We start from the raw sequence: 20951 nt of genomic DNA on the forward strand, positions 1-20951 counted from the left end.
AATGCCTGAGATATGGCGACGGTTCCGGTCAGTACAAGCGGGGGCGCGGGGTCTGGCGGGTCGTTGCGCGCGGCGGCTCAGGGCAGTTCTGCGCGCTGGAACGTGTCGGACCAGAAGCGGAACAGCAATTGCTGGCGGTTCGCATCGCGCGCCACAAGGATCGCCGGTGACAGCGGAATGGTGCGCCTGGCGCTCACGGCGAGGCCGGTTTCGGCGGGGTCGAGATCGGTCACCAGCCCGGTCTGCCTGAGCAGCGCCTGCGCCTCTGCGGTCAGCAGGAAATCCAGCAGGCGGGCGGCGATCCGGCCCTGCGCGGCCCCCTTGGGGATCATGAAGGCACGGGACAGGAGCAGCGTGTAATCCTCGGGGTAGATGATGCCGACATCGGGTTCGTCGGCGGCCACCACGTAGGAGCCGAGGACGTTATAGGCGATCAGGTAGCGGCCCTGGGCCACGCCGTCGATGATTTCGGCCGAGCAGCATGTGGCCACGGCATCGACGCGGGCGAAGCCTTCGAGAAGGGCGCCAAAGGTCGTGGCCTCAAGGCTGTCGCTGTAGGCAAAAAGGAAGCCCAGGCCGGATTCGGCGATATCGTAGGTGGCGATGCGGTTGCGGAACAGGGCGGGCCGTTCGCGCAGCGCGTCCAGCAGGGCAAAGCGGTTGCGCGGCACTTCGGCCCCCGACAGGAGCTGTCGGTTGTAGGCGATTACGGCAGGTTCGGTCGTGACGCCCCAAACCTCGTCGCGCCAGCGGCGGGACGGGGGCAGGGCGGTCGTGTTGGGGGACCGGTAGGGCGCGGCGCAGGCGGCGTTGACCAGCCAGACCATCTGCTGCACCGCCGAGGACAGGATCGCATCGGCCGGTTCGGTCCCGTTCCGGCAATCCTCCCGACTGCGATCGAAGAGCGCGTTGGAACCCCATTGTTCATACATGATCGAAAGGTCGGGGTTGAGCGCCACGAAGCGGTCGATGACGGGGGTGATGATCGCGATATCCGTGGTGGAGCGCAGCAATACCTCTGTCGTGCCGGTGCCGAACCGGGCCGTCGCCTCCTGCGCGGTGAGCGGGGCGGCTGTGATGAGGGCGAGGGTCAGGGCGGTCAGCCAGCGTCGGATCATTGACCTGCCTCCTCTGCCGGGAAAACCAGCGCGGCGCGGAAGCCATCGGGCTGTCGGGTCATTTCGACCCGGCCGCCAAAGGCCGCGGCAACCGATGACACGATGGACAGGCCGATCCCCGTGCTCTGTTCGCGCGAAGCGTTGTCGCGGTTGAAACGGTCCCCCAGGCGGTCAACGATTGTGTCGTCCGGCCCGGCGCCGCTGTCCTGGACCCAGAGCACGGCGTCTTTCCCACGCCGCTCCGCCCCGATGGAGACCGGCTGCACCCCGTGGCGCAGCGCATTGCCCAGCAGGTTGCGGCCCGCTTCGCCCAGGGAAAACGCGTCACCGCGCATCAGCACCGGGTCCTCGCCGATCACAAGCCGAAGCTCTGCTTCAGGAGCGAGGACCGATTGGTCGTCGCGTTCCATGATCTCCAGCGCGATTTCGCGCAGGTCGACGGGGGCGCGGGGGACGCTGTCGGTGCGGTGCACGACCAGCGCGCGGCTGAGCAATTGATCCAGCAGGTTGCCCAGAGACCTACTGCGCACCAGCAGGCGATCCAGTGCGCGGCTGCGCGTCTCGCCTTCGGGCTCTGCCGCGGCGGTTTCAGCCTGAACCCGGATCGCGGCGACGGGCGTGCGAAGCTGGTGGGCGGTGTCCGAGATCAGGTTGCGCATCGCCTCGACCTGGCCATCCAGCCGTCCCATGAAGCGGTTCATCGCGCCGAGCATGACCTGCAATTCGCGCGGCAGGCGGTCGGCCGGCATCGGAGTCAGGTCATAGGGATCGCGGCCCGACAGGTCGTCCACCAGCGCCTCGAGCGGGCGCAGCGCCGACCGGATCACCAGCGAGGCCAGCAGCATCAGCACGATGCCTGCCACGGCCATCGGCAGCAGCGCATCCAGCATCAGGTCCCGTGTCATCGCCTTGCGGGCGCGCAGCGTCTGGCCGACGACGATATCGACGGGGCCTGAGAAATCGCGTTCCACGAAGCGCCGGGTCACCTGGACAAAGCGCGCGGGTTCGCCATCCAGCACCTCGTCGAAGAACCGGACGGAGCTGCCGCCTCGGGCCGGTGGGGTGACCCGCAGGGCCGGGTCGATGCCGGTCAGGATCTGACCGCGCGGGCCGAACACGGCGTAGTAGACCCGGTCCTCGGGCGCCTGGGCCAGCAATTCGAAGGCCGAGACGGGCAGATCGGTGACCGGCACGCCCTCCTGGATGCGGATCGATTCCGCGATGTCGCTGGCCGCCCCCATCAGCAGCCGGTCGTAGGATTGCCGCGCCGCCTGGCGTCCGTTCAGCCAGATCGAGCCGGCCACCAGCACGCCGCCCAGCACGAGGATTGCCAGCACCGTCGCCAGGACGCGTGAAAGGAGGCTGCGTTGCGTGCGAGGTTCAGCCATCCAGGTCGATCCGGTAGCCGACGCCGCGCTGCGTCGCGATGCTGACCGCGGTGCCCGAGAATTTCTTGCGCAGCCGCGCGATGTAGAGCTCGATCGCGTTCACGCCGACATCGGCGTCCTCGAAGCCGTAGAGTGAATCGTAGAGCCGCGTCTTCGACAGGTATTGGCCGCGATGGCGGATCAGCATGTCGAGAAGCGCGGCTTCGCGCCGGGTCAGGTCGAGTTGTCGCCCATCCAGGGCCGCGCTGCGATCCTTGGGGGCATAGGTCAGCGGCCCCAACACGATGCGCTCCTGCTTGCGGTCGGTTTCGCGTCGCACCAGCGCGCGCAGCCGCGCCTCGAGCTCGCGCTGATCGAAAGGTTTGCCCAGGTAGTCGTCGGCCCCCTGGTCCAGCGCAATCACACGGTCGTCGACCGACGACAGCGCGGTCAACATCAGGACAGGCGTCCGGTCGCCGCCGCCGCGCATTTCGCGCAGCAGGGACAGGCCGGACCCGTCGGGCAGGTTGATGTCGAGGATCACCGCCTCGTATTGCTGGACCGCGCGGCAATCGCGGGCATCCTCGATACTGGGGGCCAGGTCGCAGACAATGCCCGACCGCGCGAGGTGGGCGATCACCCCCTCGGCCAGGTCCTCTGCATCCTCGACCATCAAGATGCGCATGTGCCGCGTTCCCGTCCGTCTTTCACTTGTCCGCCCCGTCCGGGGCGGTGTCGCAAACCTGTCGGGGTGACAGGTTCATGACAGGTTGCACGGTTACACATCCGCAACCCGCGGGGAAGTGGCCCGATCCACGACCCGCCGGGAGATGCTTTCGGCGCTTGGGAGAGCGCCCGCAAGGACCTGAGGAGGACCCTATGAAATTTCTCGCAACCCGCGGCGCGATCGCCGCAGTCGCCCTGTCGCTGTCGGCCTTCACGGCCAGCGCGCAGGAAAACCCCGAATGCATCGCGCCTGCCAACCCGGGTGGCGGCTGGGACTTCACCTGCCGCCAGGTCGGGAAGTCGCTGCAGGACCAAGGCCTGATCGACCAGACGATGCAGGTCGTGAACCTGGCCGGTGGCGGTGGTGGCGTGGCCTTTGCCGAAGTGGTCAACAAGCGCAACGACGCCGACAACCTGATCGTCGCGGCCTCCTCCGCCACGGCGACGCGTCTGGCCCAGGGAGCCTATCCCGGCAACACGATGGAGCAGGTCCGTTGGCTGGCCTCGGTCGGCGCGGATTACGGCGTGATCGCCGTGGCCGCCGACAGCGAGATCGAGACGCTGCCGCAGCTGCTGGACCAGATCAAGGCCGACCCGACCTCCGTGTCGATCGCCGGCGGGTCCGCCGTGGGCGGCTGGGACCACCTGAAGGTCCTGATCGCTGCCGATGCCTATGGCGTCGAGGACGTGCGCCGCGTGAAATACATCGCCTTCGACGGTGGCGGCGAGGCCGTGACCCAGCTGCTGGCCGGGTCGGTCCAGGGCTTCACCGGCGACATCTCCGAAGCGAAGGGTTTTGTCGACAGCGGTGACATCAAGGTCATCGCGGTGCTGGCACCGGAACGGCTGGACGGTGAGTTTGCCGATTTCCCGACCGCCCGCGAACAGGGCATCGACGCGATCGGCGCCAACTGGCGCGGCTTCTACGCCCCGGGTGGCATGTCCGACGCAGCCTATGACGAATGGGTATCGAAGATCGGCGAGCTGTATGCGTCCGACGCTTGGAAAGAAGTGATGGCGGCCAACGGCCTGGCCCCGCTCGACCTGCAGGGCGATGAATTCCAGTCATTCGTGGCCAACTCGGTCGCTCAGATTCAGTCGATCTCCAGAGAAATCGGCATCATCAAGTAATCCGCGTCATCGGATCACCTGACCGGGGGCCGTTCCACCAAACGGCCCCCGGATTTTCCCGACACCCACCCAAGAGGAGATCTGCCATGAGCGATCGTATCTTCGGTGTCGTCGGCATCCTCATCGCCATCGGCTACGTCATCGCAGCCCTTGCCATCGAAGAGAGTTTTCTCTCGGATGCCGTCGGACCCAAAGCCTTCCCCCTGATCATCGCGGCCATCCTGGGCTTGTCGAGCGCGGTCATCGCGCTGCGCCCCGATGCCGAACCGACCTGGCCTGGCCTGGGTCGGCTGGTCGAGATCGCCGCCGCCGTCGTGGTGATGATCCTCTATGCCGAGATGCTGCCTGTCGCGGGCTTTGTCATCGCGACCGCCTTTGCCGCGGCCTACCTCGCCTGGCGGCTGGGTTCTGTCCCACTCGAGGCAGTGCTGACCGGCATCGGCACCTCGGTCGGTATCTACGTCATCTTCCACCTGGTCCTGGGCCTGTCGCTGGCCCGCGGCCCCTTCGGTTTCTGAGGAGGTGCCAATGGAAACCCTTGCAAACCTCGGCGACGGCTTTGCCATCGCCATCACCTGGCAAAACCTGCTGCTGGCTCTTCTCGGCTGCTTCCTGGGCACGATCATGGGAGCGCTGCCGGGCCTTGGCCCGTCGAACGGCGTGGCCATCCTGATCCCGCTGGCCTTCACGCTGGGACTGGGCGCGACGCCGTCGCTGATCCTGCTGACCTCGGTCTATTACGGGGCGATGTACGGGGGACGGATCAGTTCGATCCTGCTGAACATCCCGGGTGACGAACCGGCCATGATGACCTGCCTTGACGGGCACCCGATGGCCAAGAAGGGCATGGCCGGCGAGGCGCTGTCGCTGTCCGGTGTCGCGTCCTTCGTCGGTGCGTTCTTCGCGACCTGGGGCCTGATCCTTCTGGCGCCGCAGCTGGTCAAGATCGCGCTGCTCTTTGGTCCGGCGGAATATTTCGCACTGTTCGCGCTGGCCTTCATGACGCTGGGCGGCGTGTCCTCGACCAACCAAGCGAAATCGGCCTTTGCCGCAGCGCTTGGCCTTGGCCTGGCCACGATCGGTGTCGACACCCAGACCGGGGTGCCGCGTTTCACCTTCGGTGAGGTGCATCTTTACGACGGGCTCGACTTCCTGGTTGCCATCGTCGGCCTCTTCGCGCTGTCCGAGGTGTTCATCTTTCTCGAGACCCGGCATGGCGGGTCGAATGCAGAGGGCAAGAAAATCTCCATCGGACGGCTCTATCCGCCGCTGGCGATGCTGAAGGCCTGTACGCCGACGATGTTGCGGACCTCGGTTCTTGGTTTCATCGCGGGTGTTCTGCCGGGGGCAGGGGCGTCGCTCGGCTCGTTCATCTCCTATTCGATGGAGAAGCGTCTGGTCGACAAGGAGGGCACCTTCGGCACCGGCGATCCGCGTGGTGTCGCAGCGCCCGAGACCGGCAACAACGCCGCCGCAGGTGGTGCGCTGGTGCCGATGCTGGCGCTTGGTGTGCCGGGGTCGGGGACCACGGCGGTTCTGCTGGCGGTTCTGCTGGCGCTGAACATCACGCCCGGCCCGCTGCTGTTCACCCAGAATCCCGACGTGGTCTGGGGCCTGATTGCGGCGCTCTTCATCGCGAACTTCATGCTGCTGGCGATGAACATCCCGATGGTGGGTCTTTTCACGCGCGTGCTGATGGTGCCACCACGCATCCTGATGCCGATCGTGGCGATGGTCAGCTTTGTCGGGATCTACGGCATCTCGGGCTCGACCTTCGATCTGCTGGTGATGATCGGCTTCGGCGTGATGGGCTGGGGCCTGCGCAAGCTGGACGTGCCGCTGGTGCCGATCATCCTGGGCACGCTGCTGGGCAACGCGATGGAGAACAACCTGCGCCGCGCGGTGACCATCGACAACGGCAACTGGTGGACGCTGATCGACAGTCCGCTGAGCCTCGGGCTCTGGGCCGTGGCGATCATCGGTTTCGTCATGCCGCTGATCATCGGTGCACGGGTCAAGGCCAAGATGCATGCCCGCCGCGACGAGGAAGGGTCGATCAGCGACTGATCGGTTCTTTTCGAAAAGACATGAATACCCCCGGTGTCCCGAGACGCCGGGGGTTTTTTCTTGTCACAAAGGGACGGGGCAGCGTTGCGCGGGGGAGAGGTTTTTCAAATCAATTAGCTTGCAAACTGTTACCAAGCTACTTAAAAGAAATCTGAGGAGGAGACCAGATGATCGATTACGACGCGCTCATGCGGCGGGAATTTCCTGTCGTCGAACATACCTACACCGAGAAGGATACCATCCTTTACGCGCTCGGTCTCGGCCTTGGGACCGATCCGTTGTCGCCGTCGCATCTGCGGGCGACCTACGAGCGGGCAGAGGGGTTCGGTGCCCTGCCGGCCATGGTCAACGTGCTGACCTATCCGGGTTTCTGGGCGATGGAGCCGGATACCGGCCTGACCTGGCAGAAAATCCTGCATGGCGAACAGAGCCTGACGCTGCACGCCCCGCTGCCTGCCAAGGGCACGCTGGAAGGTCGGACCCGGATCACCGGCATCGTCGACAAGGGAGCCGACAAGGGTGCGCTGATCTATTCCGAACGGGAAATGACCGACAAGGCGACTGGCGAGAAGATCGCGACCATCGTCAGCACCTCTTTCGCGCGGGGCGATGGTGGGTTCGGCGGGTCGGACGATCCGGTGCGCCCGGTGCACAAGATGCCCGAGGGCGAGCCCGACACCTTCTACGATTTCAAGACGCCCGAGGGCGCGGCGCTGGTCTACCGGCTGTCGGGGGATTTCAACCCGTTGCATGCCGATCCGGCGGTGGCCAAGCAGGCCGGGTTCGAACGCCCGATCCTGCACGGGCTGTGCACGCTGGGCGTGGCGTCGTGGTCGATCACCGAGGCGCTGGCAGAGGGCGATTTCACCGCCCTGACGCACCTGCAACTGCGGTTTTCCTCGCCGGTCTATCCCGGCGAAACCATCCGGACCGAGATGTGGACGCAAGGCGACGGGATCAGCTTCCGCTCGCGCGTCGTGGAGCGGGACGTGGTGGTTCTGAACAACGGTCTGGCCCGGCTGCGCTGACGGCCGGCCCGACCCAATTATCGAAAATCCGAGGAGATGAAAGATGAGTGACCGGCCGCTGCCGACCATCTATGCCGAGACGCAGTTCTACTGGGACGGCGCGAAAGAGGGCAAGCTGCTGCTGCAGAGCTGCCCGTCCTGTGACAAGGCTTATTTCCCGCCGCGGCCGTTCTGCCCGACCTGCGGGTCGCGGGATGTGACGGTGCAGGAGGCCTCCGGCAAGGGGCGGCTCTATTCCTACATCATCAACCACCTGCCGGCACCGGGCTACGAGACGCCGTTCACGGTCGCCGTCGTGATGCTGGAGGAAGGCGTGAAGATGGTCGCCAATATCCTCGACTGTCCCGCCGATCCCGAGGCGCTGGTCCTCGACATGCCGCTGGAAGTGACCTTCGAGCAGCGTGGCGACATCGCCGTTCCCCAGTTCAAGCCCGCCGGAGGTGCAGCATGAGCCGCGCAAGTATCGCAATCGTCGGCGCCGCCGAAACCACGCGTATGGGCAAGGTACCGGAGCTGAGCCAGACCGGCCTGCATGCCGATGCCGCCCTGAATGCCATGGCTGAATGCGGCCTGACGCCGGCCGATATCGACGGCGTGGCGACCGGCGGTCATGACGTGGCCGAGATCATCCAGTATCTCGGCATCACGCCCACATGGTATGATGGCACGTCCGTTGGCGGCTGTTCCTTCATCACGCTGGTCCGCCATGCTGCGGCGGCCATCGAGACGGGGCTGTGCAAGACGGTCTTGATCACCCACGGCGAAAGCGGCCGGTCGAACAACCGCGATCACCGTCCGCTGTTCCCGTCGATGCAGCAGCGCGAATTCGAATCCATCTATGGCCCCCTGTTCCCGCCGTCGCGTTTCACTCTCCCGGTGATGCGCAAAATGAAGGATGACGGCCTGACCGAGGAACAACTGGCCATGGTCGCCGTGGTGCAGCGAGAGTGGGCCTCCCACCACCCTCGTGCCACCATGCGCGATCCCATTACCGTGGACGACGTCCTGAACTCCAAGATGATCGCCTATCCGTTCCGTCTGATGATGTGCTGCCTTGTCTCCGACGGCGGCGGCGCGTTGATCCTGACGTCGGCTGACCGGGCCAAGGATTTCCCGACCAAGCCCGTCTACCTGCGCGGCATGGGCGGCGAGAGCGCCGAAGGCCCGATGATCTCGCAAATGGAGAGCTTCTCGTCCTCCAAGGCGTTCCGCGTCTCGGGCAAGCTGGCGTTCGAAAGCGCGGGCATCACCCATTCTGATGTCGATCACCTGATGGTCTACGATGCCTTCGCGCATCTCCCGATCTACGGGTTGGAAGACTTGGGCTTCGTCAAGCCGGGTGAGGGTGGGGCCTTCATCGCCGAGGGCAACACCCGTCCGGGTGGCAAGCTGCCGATGAACACCAACGGTGGCGGGCTGAGCTACATGCATTCGGGCATGTACGGCATGTATGCCCTGCAGGAAGGCGTGCGACAGATGCGCGGCGTCTCTCCGGCACAGGTCGAAGATGCCAAGTTGTCGGTCGTGCACGGCGTTGGCGGCATGTTCTCTGCCGCCGCCACGGTCGTGATGACCTCGGAGGATCAGTGGTGACCGAATTCGCCGGCAAGACCGTTTTCGTCTCTGGCGGCACCAGCGGCATCAACCTCGGGATCGCGCAGCATTTTGCGCGGTCCGGGGCGCGGGTCTTTGTCATCTCGCGCGATCCGGCCAAGGTCGATGCCGCGGTGGCGGGCCTGCGGGAGCTGGGCGCGGAGGCCGACGGCATGTCCGCCGACGTGCGCCAATACGATCAGGTCAAAGCCGCCTTCGACCGCTGCGCCGAAGTGTTCGGCCAGATCGACATCCTTGTATCGGGTGCGGCAGGCAACTTCCTGGCCAAGGCGGAGAATATCAGCTCGAACGGGTTCCGCGCGGTGATGGAGATCGACGTGCTGGGTACCCACCATGTCATGCATGCAGCCTATCCGCATCTGACGAAGCCCGGCGCCTGCATCATAAACCTTTCTGCCCCGCAGGGCAGTGTCGCGATGGTGGGGCAGGCACATGTCTGTGCGGCCAAGTCCGGCATCGACATGCTGACCCGCGCGCTGGCACTGGAATGGGGGCCGAAGGGCATTCGCGTGAACTCTGTCTCTCCCGGGCCGATCAATGGCACAGAGGGGCAGAAGCGGCTAGTTCCCGACCCCGCAGCGGTGGAGGAGCGGATCAATTCCGTCCCGTTGCGGCGCATGGGAACGGTGCAGGAGGTCGCGGACCTCTGTGCCTTCCTCGCCTCTGACAAGGCAACCTACATCACCGGCACGGTGATCCCGGTGGATGGGGGCACGACGCTGAACCCGACACCGACCCGAATGGGACAATTCCTGGAGGAGTGAACATGTCCGGAGCACTGAAGGGCCTGCGGGTCCTGGATCTGACCGATTGGCGCGGTGTTCTCACCGGGCGGATGCTGGCGATCATGGGGGCGGATGTCCTTCAGGTCGAAGATGCGGGCGGCACGAATAGCCGCCGGATGGCGCCCTTCGACGACGATGGCGGGTCGCTCTTCTGGGCCGCATACGGCGCCGGACGGCGATCGCTGGTGCTGGACCGCGCGGCGGATCGCGACCGGCTGATGGCGCTGGCGGCGACGGCGGATATCGTGCTGGAAAGCGGCGTGCCGGGGCGGATGTCCTTTCTTGAGACGGATGCGTTGCTGGCAGCCAATCCGGGCGTGATCCATTCCATCGTGACGCCCTTTGGCCTGACCGGGCCGAAGGCGGGATATGCCGACAGTGACCTGACACTCTGGGCATCCGGTGGGCCGCTCAAGCCCACGGAAAGCCAGGCGGGCGTGCCGACACGGGTCAGCCTGCCGCAGGCCTATCACCATGCGGCGGCGGATGCGCTGTGCGGTGTCATGGTCGCGCTTGAGGCGCGGCGGCGGGGCGGGCGAGGGCAACAGGTGGTGACCAGTGCCCAGGCCTCGGCCACGCAATGCACGCTGAGCCTGTCGATGGCGACCGTGATCGGACACCCGAATTACGTCTTCCGCGCCGAGGTGAAGTCCAAAAAGAAGAAGGAGCTGGACCTGTCCGGCTCTGGCTCCCGTACGCAGCGGTCCAAGTGGCCGGTCAAGGACGGCCTGGTCGAGATGCATCTGGCGCTTGGTCCGGCCGCCGGGCGGTTCACCAACAACCTGTTCAAGTTGATGTCGGCGCGCGGCGTCTGTTCGCCGAAATTCGCGGATTGGGACTGGATCACCCTGCCGCCGCGGATCGAGAATGATGAGGTCAGCGAGGAAGAGATGGAGGAGGCCCGGCAGGAGGTCGCGGCCTTCCTGTCCGGCATGACCAAGCGCGAAGCGGTCGAGATGGCGCTGGAGCATCGCCTGATGCTGGCCCCGATCATGACCGTCGCCGACCTGTCCGACAGCCCCCATGCGGCTGCGCGCGGGTTCCTGACGCGTGTCGGTGCGCTGGATCTGCCGGGTAAGCTGGCCCTTGGGTTCGACGAAGGGTTCGCGCCGCTACGACCTGCGCCCGCGATCGGCGAGGGTGGGACAGAGGCCGAAGCCGAGTGGCTGGCCAGCCCGGCCAAGGGGCCGTTTCCCGCCGCAGCGACACCGGCCGAGGTCGCCCGTCCGCTGGATCATATCACCGTGCTGGATCTGTCCTGGGTCGTCGCCGGCCCGATGATCGGGCGCAACATGGCAGATTTCGGGGCGCGGGTGATCCGCGTCGAAAGCTCCAAGAAGCCCGAGGTCGCACGGCTGACCGGACCCTTCCCGGAAGGCGTGCGGGACCTGAACCGTTCGGGCCTTTACGAGAATTGCAATGCGGGCAAGGATGGCGTGACGCTCGATCTGTCCAGCGCCGAGGCGCGCGATATCGTCAAGGCGATGGCGGGCAAGGTCGACGTGCTGGTCGAAAGCTTTGCCCCCGGCCAGATGGACAAGTGGGGCTTGGGCTACGAGGCGCTTTCTGCCGAAAACCCCGGTCTCATCATGCTGTCGACCTCGCTGATGGGCCAGTCCGGCCCTTGGTCGGCGCTGGCCGGGTTCGGCAATATCGGCGCCGCGATGTCGGGGCTTCAGGTCATGGCGGGGCGCGAAGGCGCGGACCCGGTCGGCCCCTATGGCCCCTACACCGATTTCGTGGCACCGCGCCTGGCGCTGCCCGTTCTCATGGCCGCGCTGGAAGAGCGCCGGTCGACGGGCAAGGGGCGGCGTCTCGATGTCAGCCAGGCCGAGGCTGGAATGCAGTTCATCGCGGAGGCCTTTGCCGGCTGGTCGGCCAAGGGGCTGGTCCCCGTGGCCCATGGCAATCGCGATCCGCAGGTGGCGCCAAACGGCTGCTATCCCTGCGCCGCACCCGAAGGGGAAACCGCCTGGGTCGCGATCTCGGTCAACGACGATGCGGCCTGGTCTGCGCTGTGCGATGTGGTGGGTGATGACGCGCTGTCGGACCCGTCCTTTGCGACGCTGGAGGGCCGCAAGGCCGGCGAGGCGCAGATCGATGCAGTGCTGAATGCCTGGTGCAGGGACCGCGAGGCGCAGGATGTCGAAACGACGTTGCAGGCCAAGGGTGTCGCGGCCTATGTCGCGGCATCGCCGGCCGATCTGGCGGCGGACCCGCAATTGGCGGCCTGGGGGCATTTCCAGAATTCCCCCCGCACCGACGGTACGCCCGCCCATCACGAGGCCTGCCGGTTCCAGCTGAGCCTGACACCGGCCGAGGTGCGCCGCGCCGCACCTGAATATGGCCGCGACACGCGTGACGTGTTGTCAGGGTTCCTGGGTATGGACGCGGCCGCAATCGACCGGCTGGCGGCGGAAGGCGTGCTGACCTGACATAGGCCTGTCGACAAGGTTCCTCCCGTCCGGCTCCCCCGTGCCGGGCATGGCCGTCCCTTCGGGGGCGGCTTTTTTCTGGTCGGTTAGTGGGGCGAAAAACCAGCGGAACGAAAAATGGCGGACCGTGTGGCCCGCCATCTGTGTCGATCTGATTGTGGGATCAGCGGAAGTCGAACCGCGGCGGCTTCTTGTTGGTGAAGCGGTCGATGGCATCCTTGTGGTATTCCGAGGCCAGGCAGACGGACTGCGCCTGCGCCTCGAGCTGGAGGAGCGCTTCGCTGTCGAGGTCGAGAGACCGGCCAGAAATCGTCTTGGTCATGGCGAATGCTGTGCGCGAGGTCTCGCACATCATGCGGGCCATTTCCTGTGCGCGAGGCAGCAGATCGTCGGGCGGCAGGACCTCCATGCAGATGCCGATCCTCTGCGCCTCTTCGGCATCGACGGTGCGACCGGTATAGAACATCTCTCGCGCGCGCTGCAGGCCGACCATGCGGGGCAGGGAGTAGAAGAGGTTCCCATCCGGCACCGCACCGACCTTGCAGAAGGACGCGTTGAAAGAGGCACGGTCAGAGGCCAGGATGATGTCCCCGGTCAGGGCGATGCCAAGGCCCGCGCCATAGGCCGGGCCGTCCACCGCGACGATCACCGGCACCGGCAGGTCGCGCAGAAGCTTGATCCAGCCATGCAGGTGTTTCATCCGGGGCAGGATATCCTCGGCCCCCGAGACCAGCCCGGCCTTATGGTTGGCCAGCATCTTTTTCAGATCGCCACCGGCGCAGAAGACGCCGCCCGAACCGGTCAGGATGACAGCCTGGACATCAGGGTCGACCGTCAGGTCATTGATCGCGGAGGACAGGCCTTCGCGCATGGCATCCGACAGGGCATTGCGCGAGGCCGGTTCGTTCATCGTCAGGGTGACGACACCGCCGTCACGGGTGATTTTCAGAGCCTCGGTCACGCCGGATCCTCCTGCAAGAGCTGGGATTTGATCGCCTTCTTGTCGATCTTGTTGGTGGCGGAAAGGGGCAGGGCGCCGTCCCAGACCTTGACGCTGCGGGGCGCCTTGTAATCCGCGATCTTCTCGCGACAGAACTTGATAAGCTCTTCGCCGGTCACGGATTTCCCGTCATGCAGGGCAACGACGGCACAGACCATTTCGCCCCATTTCTCGTGCGGGACGCCGATCACGGCGGCCTGTGCGACGGCGGGATGCTTGGACAGGGCGTTCTCGGTCTCGATCGGGTAGACGTTTTCGCCGCCGGAAATGATCATCTCCTTCGTGCGCCCGACCAGCGTGAGGTAGCCGTCCTCGTCCAGAAAGCCCGCATCGCCCGTGTGGTAGAACCCGCCGCGCATCGCGTCGGCGGTTTCCTCGGGACGGTTCCAGTAGCCGTTCATGACCTGGGGGCCGCGGATGATGACCTCGCCCGGCTGTCCGGTGGGGACGGGGGTGTCGTTCTCGTCCACGATCCGCAGGTCGGCATAGATGACCGGTTTCCCGACCGAGCCGAGCTTGCCGATCATCGGGTTGCCGGGCACGTGGTCGGCGGGCGTCAGCACGGTCAGGACCGGAGACGTTTCCGTCATCCCGTAGCCCTGGCAGAAGACGACGCCGGGAATCGCCTCGATCGCGCGTTCCATCAGCGTCACCGGCATCGGGGCCGCGCCGTAGGTCAGGCAGCGAATCGAGGAAAAGTCGAAATCGCCGAAGCGCGGGTGATCCATGATCATGCGCAGCATCGTCGGCACGAGGGTCATCGTGGTGATGCGCTGATCCTCTATGATGCGCATCGTGTCCTCGACCTCGAACCGGGGCTGGATGACCATGGTCGTGCCATAGGCGATGGCCGTGTAGACGCGGCTGCCCGTTCCAAGATGGAAGAGCGGCCCCGACAGCAGCAGCACATCGGTTTCCACGTAACCATAGAGGTGACCGGAGCCGGTGGCGTTGGTCAGCAGGTTGGCATGGCTGAGCATAACCCCCTTCGGCACGCCGGTGGTGCCGGAGGTGTAGAAGATGATCATCGTGTCGTTGGTGTGGCTGGCGCGGTCGTCGAAGGCGTCGTCGGCCACATGGCCCGCCGCCGTGATCAGCGCGTCATAGCTGGGCGTGCCGTCGGGCAGGCCGGGGGCCGTGTCGTCCCAATCGGCAAAGATCAGGTGCTTGAGCGACGGACAGCGCTCCATCAGCGTGGCGGCACGGGGCACGAAATGCCGGTCCACGACCAGCACTTCGGGCGTGCAATCCGCGATGACGTCGACCATCTCGTCCTCGGACAGGCGGTAGTTCAGCGGCACCAGCATCGCGCCCACCACGCAGGGGACGTAGTACATCTCGACCAGCCAGTGGGAGTTCTGGCCCAGATAGGCGACGCGATCGCCGGGTTGCACGCCGCGATCCACCAGGGCCTGGCCCATGGCGTGGATGCGGTCGCGAAACTGCGCATAGGTGAAGTCGCGCCCTTCGAAATGGGTGGCCTTCTTCTGCGGTGTCCGGAAGGCGTATTTCCGGATCAGGTCGGGGAAGCGGTTCATTTCCGCCCCCCAAGCAGCGACCGACCGATGATTTCGCGCATGACCTCACCGGTGCCGCCGGCGATACGGCCGACGCGGGCATCGGCCCAGGCGCGGGCAATCGGGTATTCCCACATGTAGCCGTAGCCACCGAACAGCTGAAGCAGGTCGTCGAGGCACCGGCACAGGGCCTCGGAGGTCAGCATCTTGCCCATGGCGGCATCCACGGCATCGAGTTCACCGGCGACGTGCATCTCGAGACATTTGTCGGTGAAGACACGCAGCATGACGGACTGGGCCTTGATCTCGGCCAGCTTGAAGCGGGTGTTCTGGAAGTCGGCGATGGTCTGGCCAAAGGCCTTGCGTTCGGTGACGTGATCGACGGTCCATTGCAGCGCGGCCTCGAGCGCGGAGGTGGCGCGCACGCATTGCAGCAGGCGTTCCTGAGGCAGTTGTTCCATCAGTTGGTAGAAGCCGCGCCCTTCGGACCCGATGAGGTTCGCGGCAGGCACGCGGACATTGTCGAAGAACAGCTCGGCCGTGTCCTGCGCCTTCCAGCCGACCTTTTCCAACAGCTGGTTCCCCTTGCGGAAGCCCGGCGTGTCGGCGGGGACGAGGATCAGCGAGGTGCCCTTGGCGCCTTGGCTCGGGTCAGTCTTGCAGGCGAGGACAAGGATGTCGCAATTGCCGCCATTGGTGATGAAGACCTTCTGCCCGTTGATGACATAGTCGTCGCCGTCGCGGATCGCGGTCGTCTTGATGCCCTGCACGTCGGACCCGGCGGCGGGTTCGGTCATGGCGATGGCGCCGATCGCCTCGCCGGCGGCCATCTTGGGCAGCCATTCCTTCTTCAGCTCATCGGTGCCGTAATGCAGGATATAGGGCGCGACGATATCGGAATGCAGCGAAAAGCCCGGGCCCATGGCGCCGGCCGAGGACAGCTCTTCCATGACGACCATGGAGAACAGGAAATCCGCACCGGCCCCGCCGTATTCCTCGGGCATGGCGGCACAGAGCAGGCCGTTTTCGCCGGCCTTCTTCCAGGCCTCGCGGCTGACGCGGCCGTCTTTTTCCCATTGCGCGTGGTAGGGTGTGATTTCCTCGGCCACGAAGCGGCGAACCTGGTCGCGGAACATTTCGTGGTCTTCATTGAATACTGTACGCTTGAACATAGCGGCGTCTCCTCCCTCAGAACGGACGGCTGCCGTGCCGTCGGTTGTCTTTCCTCATAATTAGCTTGCAAACATTTATCAAGCTAATTACAAGTCGGGAAGAACATGAGGAGGAGAACACCATGCTGGAAGGCAAGGCAGTCGTCGTAACTGGCGCGGGTCGTGGAATCGGTCGCGACATCGCATTGATGATGGCATCGAAGGGCGCGAAAGTCGTGGTCAACGACCTTGGTGGCGCGGCAGACGGGGCAGGCGCAGATGCGTCCCCGGCCGAAGAAGTCGTCAACGAGATCAAGGCCGCGGGCGGCGAGGCGGTGGCAAACTTTGGCAACGTCGCCAAGATCGAAGATGCCAACGCGATGTACGAACAGTCGATGGACGAGTTCGGCACGATCGACGTCATCGTCAACAATGCGGGCATCCTGCGCGACGTGATCTTTCACAAGATGACCGAAGCGGAGTGGGACAGCGTGATCGATGTCCACCTCAAGGGCAGCTTCAACATGGCGCAGGCCGTGGCCAAGCAGTTCAAGATGCAGGCGTCGGGCTGCTTCATCAACTTCACCTCGACCTCCGGTCTGATCGGCAATTTCGGGCAGGCGAACTACTCCGCTGCGAAGATGGGCATTGTCGGCCTGTCGAAGTCGCTGGCGCTGGACATGGCGCGGTTCAATGTGCGGTCCAACTGCATCGCGCCCTTCGCATGGTCGCGCCTGATCGGCACGATCCCCGCGAAGACCGAAGCGGAAAAGGCCCGGGTAGAACGGATCAAGGAAATGACGCCGGCCAAGATCGCGCCGCTCTGCGTTGCGCTGGCGGACCCGACCTGCGACACCACCGGCCAGATCTTCTGCGTGCGCAACAACGAGATCTTCCTGATGTCGCAGCCTCGCCCGATCCGCTCCGTGCATCGGTCCGAAGGCTGGACGCCGGAAACCGTCCGCGATCACGCCCTGCCTGCGATGAAGGCGAGCTTCTTCGATCTTGAACGTTCGGGCGATGTTTTCACCTGGGATCCGATTTAACGGTATTGGCGAAGAGGGGCGAATTCCGTAGGTTACCGGTCGGTCAATATGGCCGGGTCGAAGAAAGAGTATGCTGATCGTGACACAAGATGCCACCACCGCGCAAAAGCAGACGTCGCTGAGCGAAGACAACAATCCTGTCTTCCAGGACATTGCGCGGTTCCGGGCGATCCTGTTCGACTTCATGCTCAAGCCGCATGACATGACCATGTCGCAGGGCTGGGTGCTGGTCCATCTCGTTCGTGAGAACGGACTGCGACAGTCCGAGCTTGCGGACCGGCTGGAAGTGGCGACCGTGACCACGTCCAAGCTGATCGACCGGCTGGAGGCGCGCGGCTATGTCGAGCGGCGCGCCGACCCCGATGACCGCCGGTCCAACCGGGTCTACGCGACGCCGCAGGCCAAGGAGCTCGTCAAGGTGCTGACCAAGACGATCTTCGAGGTCGACGAGATCGCCAATGCCGGGATCCCGGCAGAGGACCTGGCAACGACCCTCGGTGTGCTTCAGCGGATGCGGAAGAACCTCAAGACCGCCCTGAACAACAGATAAACCCGGTTTCGGCGCCTGTGATGGCGCCGCCGGGCCTTCCTCCGAAAAAGGACATGTGCGATGCCTGCTGACGCATCCGCGCCCCCGCTTGCGGGGCTGCGCATCATTGAATTCGCCGGAATTGGACCGGGGCCCTTTGCCGGCATGATGCTGGCCGACATGGGCGCGGAGATCATCCGGATCGAACGGCCCGGCGCTGCGTCGCCGACCGGACAGGGCGCGCATGAGCTGGAATTCCTTGCGCGGGGCCGCAAGTCCATCGCGCTGAACATGAAGAAACCCGGCGCGTTGGACCTCGCGCTTGAGCTGATCGAAAGCGCGGACGGGCTGATCGAAGGCTTCCGTCCGGGCGTCATGGAGCGCCTTGGGCTGGGGCCCGATGTCTGCCTGGAGCGCAACCCGCGCCTCGTCTATGGCCGGATGACCGGCTGGGGGCAGGAGGGGCCCGTGTCCAAGACTGCGGGGCATGACCTGAATTATATCGCCCTGTCCGGCGCGCTTTACGCCAGCGGCGAGGGCGACCGGGCGCCGACCTTCCCGCTGAACCTGCTGGGCGATTTCGGCGGCGGTGGCATGTTCCTGGCCTTCGGGATGGTCACCGGCCTGCTGAAGGTTGCGCGGACCGGCAAGGGCGACGTGGTCGATGCGGCGATTGTCGATGGCACCGCTGCACTGATGGCGATGATCTACAGCCGCCGCGCCATGGGTGTGTGGCGCGACGAAAGGGCCTCCAACGCGCTGGATGGCGGTGTGCCGTGGTACGGCGTCTATGAATGCGCGGATGGGCAATGGGTCACCATCGGCTCTCTGGAGCCGCAATTCTGGGCGGTCCTGTTGGACAAGCTGGGCCTGACCGCTGAGGACATGGGCGACCGGGCCGACCGCAGCCAATGGCCCGCGATGCGCGCGCGTCTGACCGAGATTTTCCTGTCACAGCCCCGGGATCACTGGGTCGCGCTGTTGCAGGACACCGATGCCTGTTTTGCCCCGGTCCTCAGCATGGCCGAGGCGCCGGATCATCCGCACAACCAGGCGCGGGGCATATTCTCGGACGGGCCCGTTCAGCCGATGCCGGCCCCTCGTTTCACCCATTCGGACACGCCGCTGCCCTCGACGCCGCCGCAACCGGGCGCGGACAGTCGGACCGTTCTGGAAACCCTCGGGCTGGCGTCCGGGAAGATCGAAACCCTGTTCAAGGAGGGCGTGGTGTCCTGACGGACCCGCGCGGAGGAGACCTCATGACCACACCTGCGATCCTGCAAAACCTGAAACTGCCGCTGATTGCCAGCCCGCTTTTCATTATCTCGAACCCCGACCTCGTCATTGCCCAGTGCAAGGCAGGCATCGTCGGGTCGTTCCCGGCGCTGAATGCGCGGGAAAAGGACGGGCACAGCCTGGACGAATGGCTGACCCGCATCCGCGAGGAACTGGATCGTCACAACCAGGCGAACCCCGACAACCCCGCCGCGCCCTATGCGGTCAACCAGATCGTGCACAAGTCGAACGGTCGGCTGGAGCGCGATATCGAGCTGTGCGTGAAGCACGAGGTCCCGGTCTGGATCACCTCGCTCGGCGCGCGGGAAGAGGTCAACGAGGCCGCGCATTCCTGCGGCGGGATCGTCCTGCATGACGTCATCAACAACCGGTTCGCTCACAAGGCGATCGAAAAAGGGGCCGATGGCCTGGTCGCGGTTGCTGCTGGGGCAGGGGGGCATGCCGGGGCGCTGTCACCGCTGGCGTTGATCCAGGAGATCCGCAGCTGGTTCGATGGGCCGCTCTACCTGTCCGGCGCGATTGCCAAGGGCGACTCGATTCTCGCTGCCTTGGCCATGGGGGCGGATGGCGGCTATGCCGGGTCGGCCTTCATCGCCACCGAAGAGGCGAACGCGGTCGAGGGTTACAAGCGCATGATCGCGGAGAACGGTGCTGACGATATCGTGTATTCCAACCTCTTCACCGGCGTCTGGGGGAATTACCTGAAGCCGTCCATCGCGGCGGCCGGCATGGACCCCGATGCGCTGGAACGGTCCGATCCGTCCAAGATGAACTTCGCCGAGGATCGGGAAAAACCCAAGAGCTGGAAAGAGATATGGGGTTCGGGCCAGGGAATCGGTGCCGTGGAAGACGTTGTGCCGACCGCCGAGCTTGTCGCCCGGCTGAAGCGTGAGTTCGACGCGGCGCGCACGCGCCTGAACGGACAACTGGCCGCCTACTGAAATCGCGGAGCGCCCGCAAAACATAGGTAAGCAGCCTGCAAATACATTGCTAGATAATAGTTATCATGCTACCTAACATGTAGAGAGGACTCGCCCCCAGCAAGGGGAGTGAGAAATAGGGAGGAGAACCAAAATGAAGAAATCCATCACGAGAGCTCTGCTTGCTGCATCGGTGTCCGCGCTGGCCATTCCGGCGGTTGCAGAAACCATGCTGATCGCAAACGAGCCGGGACCGAACCGTGGCGTGCGCGCCCAGGCGGTCAACTACATCGCGGAGCAGATTGCCGAGCGGACCGACGGCGAAGTGACCGTCGAACAGAACTGGGGCGGTGCCCTGTTCAAGACCAGCGCGGCGCTGCAGTCGCTGGGCCTCGGCGTGGCCGACATGGGTGTCATCATCGGCGCCTATTCCGCTTCGGAATTCCCCGAACTGCAGATGGCGGGCCTTCAGCTGAAGCCGGCGCACCCCTGGGTGATGATGCAGGCGATGTACGAGCTGTTCACGACGAACGAACATCTCCAGCAGCGCATGGAAGACATGAACATCGAGTACATCTCGACCTACTCGCTGACCCCCGGCATCATGGCGTGCTCGGGCGATGGCATCCGGTCGCTGGATGACGTTCCCGGCACCAAGTTCGCGCATACCGGCGCATCGACCGACATCTTCGGTGAACTGGGTGGCAACCTTGTTGCAATGCCGATCTACGATGTCTACCAGGGCATGGAAACCGGTCTGGTCGAGTGCTCGGTCACCTATGCCTACTACGCGGTGGCGTCCAAGCTGAGCGAACTGACCGACACGGTCACCGACCTGCATTTCTCCAGCCTCGCAAGCCTCGCGACGGTGATGAACAAGGACACTTATGACAGTCTGTCGCCCGAAGTTCAGGAAACGATCAAGCAGGTCGGCCGCGATGCGATGAACTTCTACGGTGAGGAACTGGTCACCGCAGATATCGAGGCAATGGAAGAGCTGACGACCGGCGAAGATGCTGCCGATCTGATCGAGCTGACGGATGCGGAATATGCCCGCATGCAGGAGCTGGTCCAGCCGTCCATCGAAAACTGGAAAGCGGACATGAGCGCCGTCGGCTCCGACGGTGACGCGCTGATGGCCGAGCTCTATGCGCTGATCGACAAGTGGACCAAGGTCATGGAGACCGAGGGCCTCCCCTGGGAGCGCAGCTGATCCACGCC

At 64.9% G+C, this 20951-nt stretch carries 19 protein-coding genes; 13 read left to right on the forward strand and 6 right to left on the reverse strand.

The window, feature by feature from the left end; translation table 11 throughout:
* Nucleotides 1–77: 77 nt before the first annotated feature.
* The 3 genes from ATO9_RS15745 to ATO9_RS15755 are packed head-to-tail and all read right to left on the reverse strand — an operon-like array spanning nt 78 to nt 3170.
* The gene (locus ATO9_RS15745) at nt 78–1118 is read right to left on the reverse strand and encodes an ABC transporter substrate-binding protein (protein ID WP_043751282.1); all 1041 of its coding nucleotides are present in this window, start codon (nt 1116–1118) and stop codon (nt 78–80) included.
* Nucleotides 1115–2506 (reverse strand): sensor histidine kinase, encoded by a 1392-nt coding sequence (locus ATO9_RS15750; protein ID WP_043751283.1) that lies wholly within the window; start codon nt 2504–2506, stop codon nt 1115–1117. Before ATO9_RS15750 ends, ATO9_RS15745 begins: the two co-directional genes overlap by 4 nt.
* Nucleotides 2499–3170 carry a response regulator transcription factor gene (locus tag ATO9_RS15755; protein WP_043751289.1) on the reverse strand — a complete coding sequence of 224 codons (672 nt, stop codon included), beginning with the start codon at nt 3168–3170 and terminating at the stop codon, nt 2499–2501. Before ATO9_RS15755 ends, ATO9_RS15750 begins: the two co-directional genes overlap by 8 nt.
* Nucleotides 3171–3364: 194 nt before the next feature.
* On the opposite strand from ATO9_RS15755, the gene ATO9_RS15760 reads away from it, so the two are divergent.
* From ATO9_RS15760 to ATO9_RS23915, 8 genes are all read left to right on the forward strand, one after another.
* Nucleotides 3365–4342: a Bug family tripartite tricarboxylate transporter substrate binding protein gene (locus ATO9_RS15760; RefSeq protein WP_043751291.1), complete on the forward strand. Its 978-nt coding sequence runs from the start codon at nt 3365–3367 to the stop codon at nt 4340–4342.
* Nucleotides 4343–4428: 86 nt separating this feature from the next.
* The gene (locus tag ATO9_RS15765; protein WP_043751293.1) at nt 4429–4860 is read left to right on the forward strand and encodes a tripartite tricarboxylate transporter TctB family protein; all 432 of its coding nucleotides are present in this window, start codon (nt 4429–4431) and stop codon (nt 4858–4860) included.
* A gap of 10 nt (nt 4861–4870) precedes the next feature.
* Complete coding sequence (locus tag ATO9_RS15770) at nt 4871–6409, forward strand: tripartite tricarboxylate transporter permease (protein WP_043751295.1); 1539 nt, start codon at nt 4871–4873, stop codon at nt 6407–6409.
* Nucleotides 6410–6576: 167 nt separating this feature from the next.
* Entirely contained in the window at nt 6577–7437 is an 861-nt protein-coding gene (locus tag ATO9_RS15775; RefSeq protein ID WP_043751297.1) for a MaoC/PaaZ C-terminal domain-containing protein, read from the forward strand.
* Between the two features lie 43 nt (nt 7438–7480).
* Nucleotides 7481–7888, forward strand: a complete 408-nt coding sequence (locus tag ATO9_RS15780) for a Zn-ribbon domain-containing OB-fold protein (protein ID WP_043751304.1) — start codon at nt 7481–7483, stop codon at nt 7886–7888.
* Entirely contained in the window at nt 7885–9030 is a 1146-nt protein-coding gene (locus ATO9_RS15785) for a thiolase C-terminal domain-containing protein (protein ID WP_043751311.1), read from the forward strand. The genes ATO9_RS15780 and ATO9_RS15785 overlap by 4 nt, the downstream gene beginning before the upstream one ends.
* A complete protein-coding gene (locus ATO9_RS15790; RefSeq protein ID WP_238318788.1) occupies nt 9027–9815 on the forward strand; it encodes an SDR family oxidoreductase in 789 nt (262 codons plus the stop codon). The genes ATO9_RS15785 and ATO9_RS15790 overlap by 4 nt, the downstream gene beginning before the upstream one ends.
* Before the next feature lie 2 nt (nt 9816–9817).
* Nucleotides 9818–12271, forward strand: coding sequence for a CaiB/BaiF CoA-transferase family protein (locus tag ATO9_RS23915; protein ID WP_081979611.1), 2454 nt, complete (start codon nt 9818–9820; stop codon nt 12269–12271).
* Between the two features lie 163 nt (nt 12272–12434).
* Here ATO9_RS23915 and ATO9_RS15805 read toward each other — a convergent pair whose 3' ends face one another.
* Genes ATO9_RS15805 through ATO9_RS15815 form a run of 3 tightly spaced genes read right to left on the reverse strand, consistent with a single transcriptional unit; the run spans nt 12435 to nt 15960 of the window.
* Nucleotides 12435–13232: an enoyl-CoA hydratase/isomerase family protein gene (locus ATO9_RS15805; protein ID WP_043751321.1), complete on the reverse strand. Its 798-nt coding sequence runs from the start codon at nt 13230–13232 to the stop codon at nt 12435–12437.
* Nucleotides 13229–14809 carry a long-chain-fatty-acid--CoA ligase gene (locus ATO9_RS15810; RefSeq protein WP_052418377.1) on the reverse strand — a complete coding sequence of 527 codons (1581 nt, stop codon included), beginning with the start codon at nt 14807–14809 and terminating at the stop codon, nt 13229–13231. Before ATO9_RS15810 ends, ATO9_RS15805 begins: the two co-directional genes overlap by 4 nt.
* Entirely contained in the window at nt 14806–15960 is a 1155-nt protein-coding gene (locus ATO9_RS15815; protein ID WP_043751324.1) for an acyl-CoA dehydrogenase family protein, read from the reverse strand. The genes ATO9_RS15810 and ATO9_RS15815 overlap by 4 nt, the downstream gene beginning before the upstream one ends.
* Nucleotides 15961–16082: 122 nt before the next feature.
* On the opposite strand from ATO9_RS15815, the gene ATO9_RS15820 reads away from it, so the two are divergent.
* The 5 genes from ATO9_RS15820 to ATO9_RS15840 all read left to right on the forward strand — a co-directional run bounded on the left by ATO9_RS15820 (nt 16083) and on the right by ATO9_RS15840 (nt 20943).
* On the forward strand, nt 16083–16985 hold the full coding sequence (locus tag ATO9_RS15820) for an SDR family NAD(P)-dependent oxidoreductase (RefSeq protein ID WP_043751325.1): 903 nt from the start codon (nt 16083–16085) through the stop codon (nt 16983–16985).
* A 70-nt stretch (nt 16986–17055) separates the two neighbouring features.
* A complete protein-coding gene (locus ATO9_RS15825) occupies nt 17056–17535 on the forward strand; it encodes a MarR family winged helix-turn-helix transcriptional regulator (RefSeq protein ID WP_043751328.1) in 480 nt (159 codons plus the stop codon).
* Nucleotides 17536–17595: 60 nt separating this feature from the next.
* Nucleotides 17596–18750 carry a CaiB/BaiF CoA transferase family protein gene (locus ATO9_RS15830; protein ID WP_043751330.1) on the forward strand — a complete coding sequence of 385 codons (1155 nt, stop codon included), beginning with the start codon at nt 17596–17598 and terminating at the stop codon, nt 18748–18750.
* Nucleotides 18751–18773: 23 nt separating this feature from the next.
* Entirely contained in the window at nt 18774–19751 is a 978-nt protein-coding gene (locus tag ATO9_RS15835; protein ID WP_043751334.1) for an NAD(P)H-dependent flavin oxidoreductase, read from the forward strand.
* Between the two features lie 133 nt (nt 19752–19884).
* Nucleotides 19885–20943, forward strand: a complete 1059-nt coding sequence (locus ATO9_RS15840) for a C4-dicarboxylate TRAP transporter substrate-binding protein (protein WP_043751337.1) — start codon at nt 19885–19887, stop codon at nt 20941–20943.
* Nucleotides 20944–20951: the final 8 nt, after the last annotated feature.

Origin of the sequence: Pseudooceanicola atlanticus (genome assembly GCF_000768315.1) — a bacterium.
Lineage (GTDB): Bacteria > Pseudomonadota > Alphaproteobacteria > Rhodobacterales > Rhodobacteraceae > Pseudooceanicola > Pseudooceanicola atlanticus.

What these genes read in the sequence shown, in the direction of transcription:
- ATO9_RS15745 (WP_043751282.1), bottom strand. Translation starts at nt 1,118, where the DNA reads ATGATCCGACGCTGGCTGACCGCCCTGACCCTCGCCCTCATCACAGCC.
- ATO9_RS15750 (WP_043751283.1), bottom strand. Translation starts at nt 2,506, where the DNA reads ATGGCTGAACCTCGCACGCAACGCAGCCTCCTTTCACGCGTCCTGGCG.
- ATO9_RS15755 (WP_043751289.1), bottom strand. Translation starts at nt 3,170, where the DNA reads ATGCGCATCTTGATGGTCGAGGATGCAGAGGACCTGGCCGAGGGGGTG.
- ATO9_RS15760 (WP_043751291.1), top strand. Translation starts at nt 3,365, where the DNA reads ATGAAATTTCTCGCAACCCGCGGCGCGATCGCCGCAGTCGCCCTGTCG.
- ATO9_RS15765 (WP_043751293.1), top strand. Translation starts at nt 4,429, where the DNA reads ATGAGCGATCGTATCTTCGGTGTCGTCGGCATCCTCATCGCCATCGGC.
- ATO9_RS15770 (WP_043751295.1), top strand. Translation starts at nt 4,871, where the DNA reads ATGGAAACCCTTGCAAACCTCGGCGACGGCTTTGCCATCGCCATCACC.
- ATO9_RS15775 (WP_043751297.1), top strand. Translation starts at nt 6,577, where the DNA reads ATGATCGATTACGACGCGCTCATGCGGCGGGAATTTCCTGTCGTCGAA.
- ATO9_RS15780 (WP_043751304.1), top strand. Translation starts at nt 7,481, where the DNA reads ATGAGTGACCGGCCGCTGCCGACCATCTATGCCGAGACGCAGTTCTAC.
- ATO9_RS15785 (WP_043751311.1), top strand. Translation starts at nt 7,885, where the DNA reads ATGAGCCGCGCAAGTATCGCAATCGTCGGCGCCGCCGAAACCACGCGT.
- ATO9_RS23915 (WP_081979611.1), top strand. Translation starts at nt 9,818, where the DNA reads ATGTCCGGAGCACTGAAGGGCCTGCGGGTCCTGGATCTGACCGATTGG.
- ATO9_RS15810 (WP_052418377.1), bottom strand. Translation starts at nt 14,809, where the DNA reads ATGAACCGCTTCCCCGACCTGATCCGGAAATACGCCTTCCGGACACCG.
- ATO9_RS15815 (WP_043751324.1), bottom strand. Translation starts at nt 15,960, where the DNA reads ATGTTCAAGCGTACAGTATTCAATGAAGACCACGAAATGTTCCGCGAC.
- ATO9_RS15820 (WP_043751325.1), top strand. Translation starts at nt 16,083, where the DNA reads ATGCTGGAAGGCAAGGCAGTCGTCGTAACTGGCGCGGGTCGTGGAATC.
- ATO9_RS15825 (WP_043751328.1), top strand. Translation starts at nt 17,056, where the DNA reads ATGCTGATCGTGACACAAGATGCCACCACCGCGCAAAAGCAGACGTCG.
- ATO9_RS15830 (WP_043751330.1), top strand. Translation starts at nt 17,596, where the DNA reads ATGCCTGCTGACGCATCCGCGCCCCCGCTTGCGGGGCTGCGCATCATT.
- ATO9_RS15835 (WP_043751334.1), top strand. Translation starts at nt 18,774, where the DNA reads ATGACCACACCTGCGATCCTGCAAAACCTGAAACTGCCGCTGATTGCC.
- ATO9_RS15840 (WP_043751337.1), top strand. Translation starts at nt 19,885, where the DNA reads ATGAAGAAATCCATCACGAGAGCTCTGCTTGCTGCATCGGTGTCCGCG.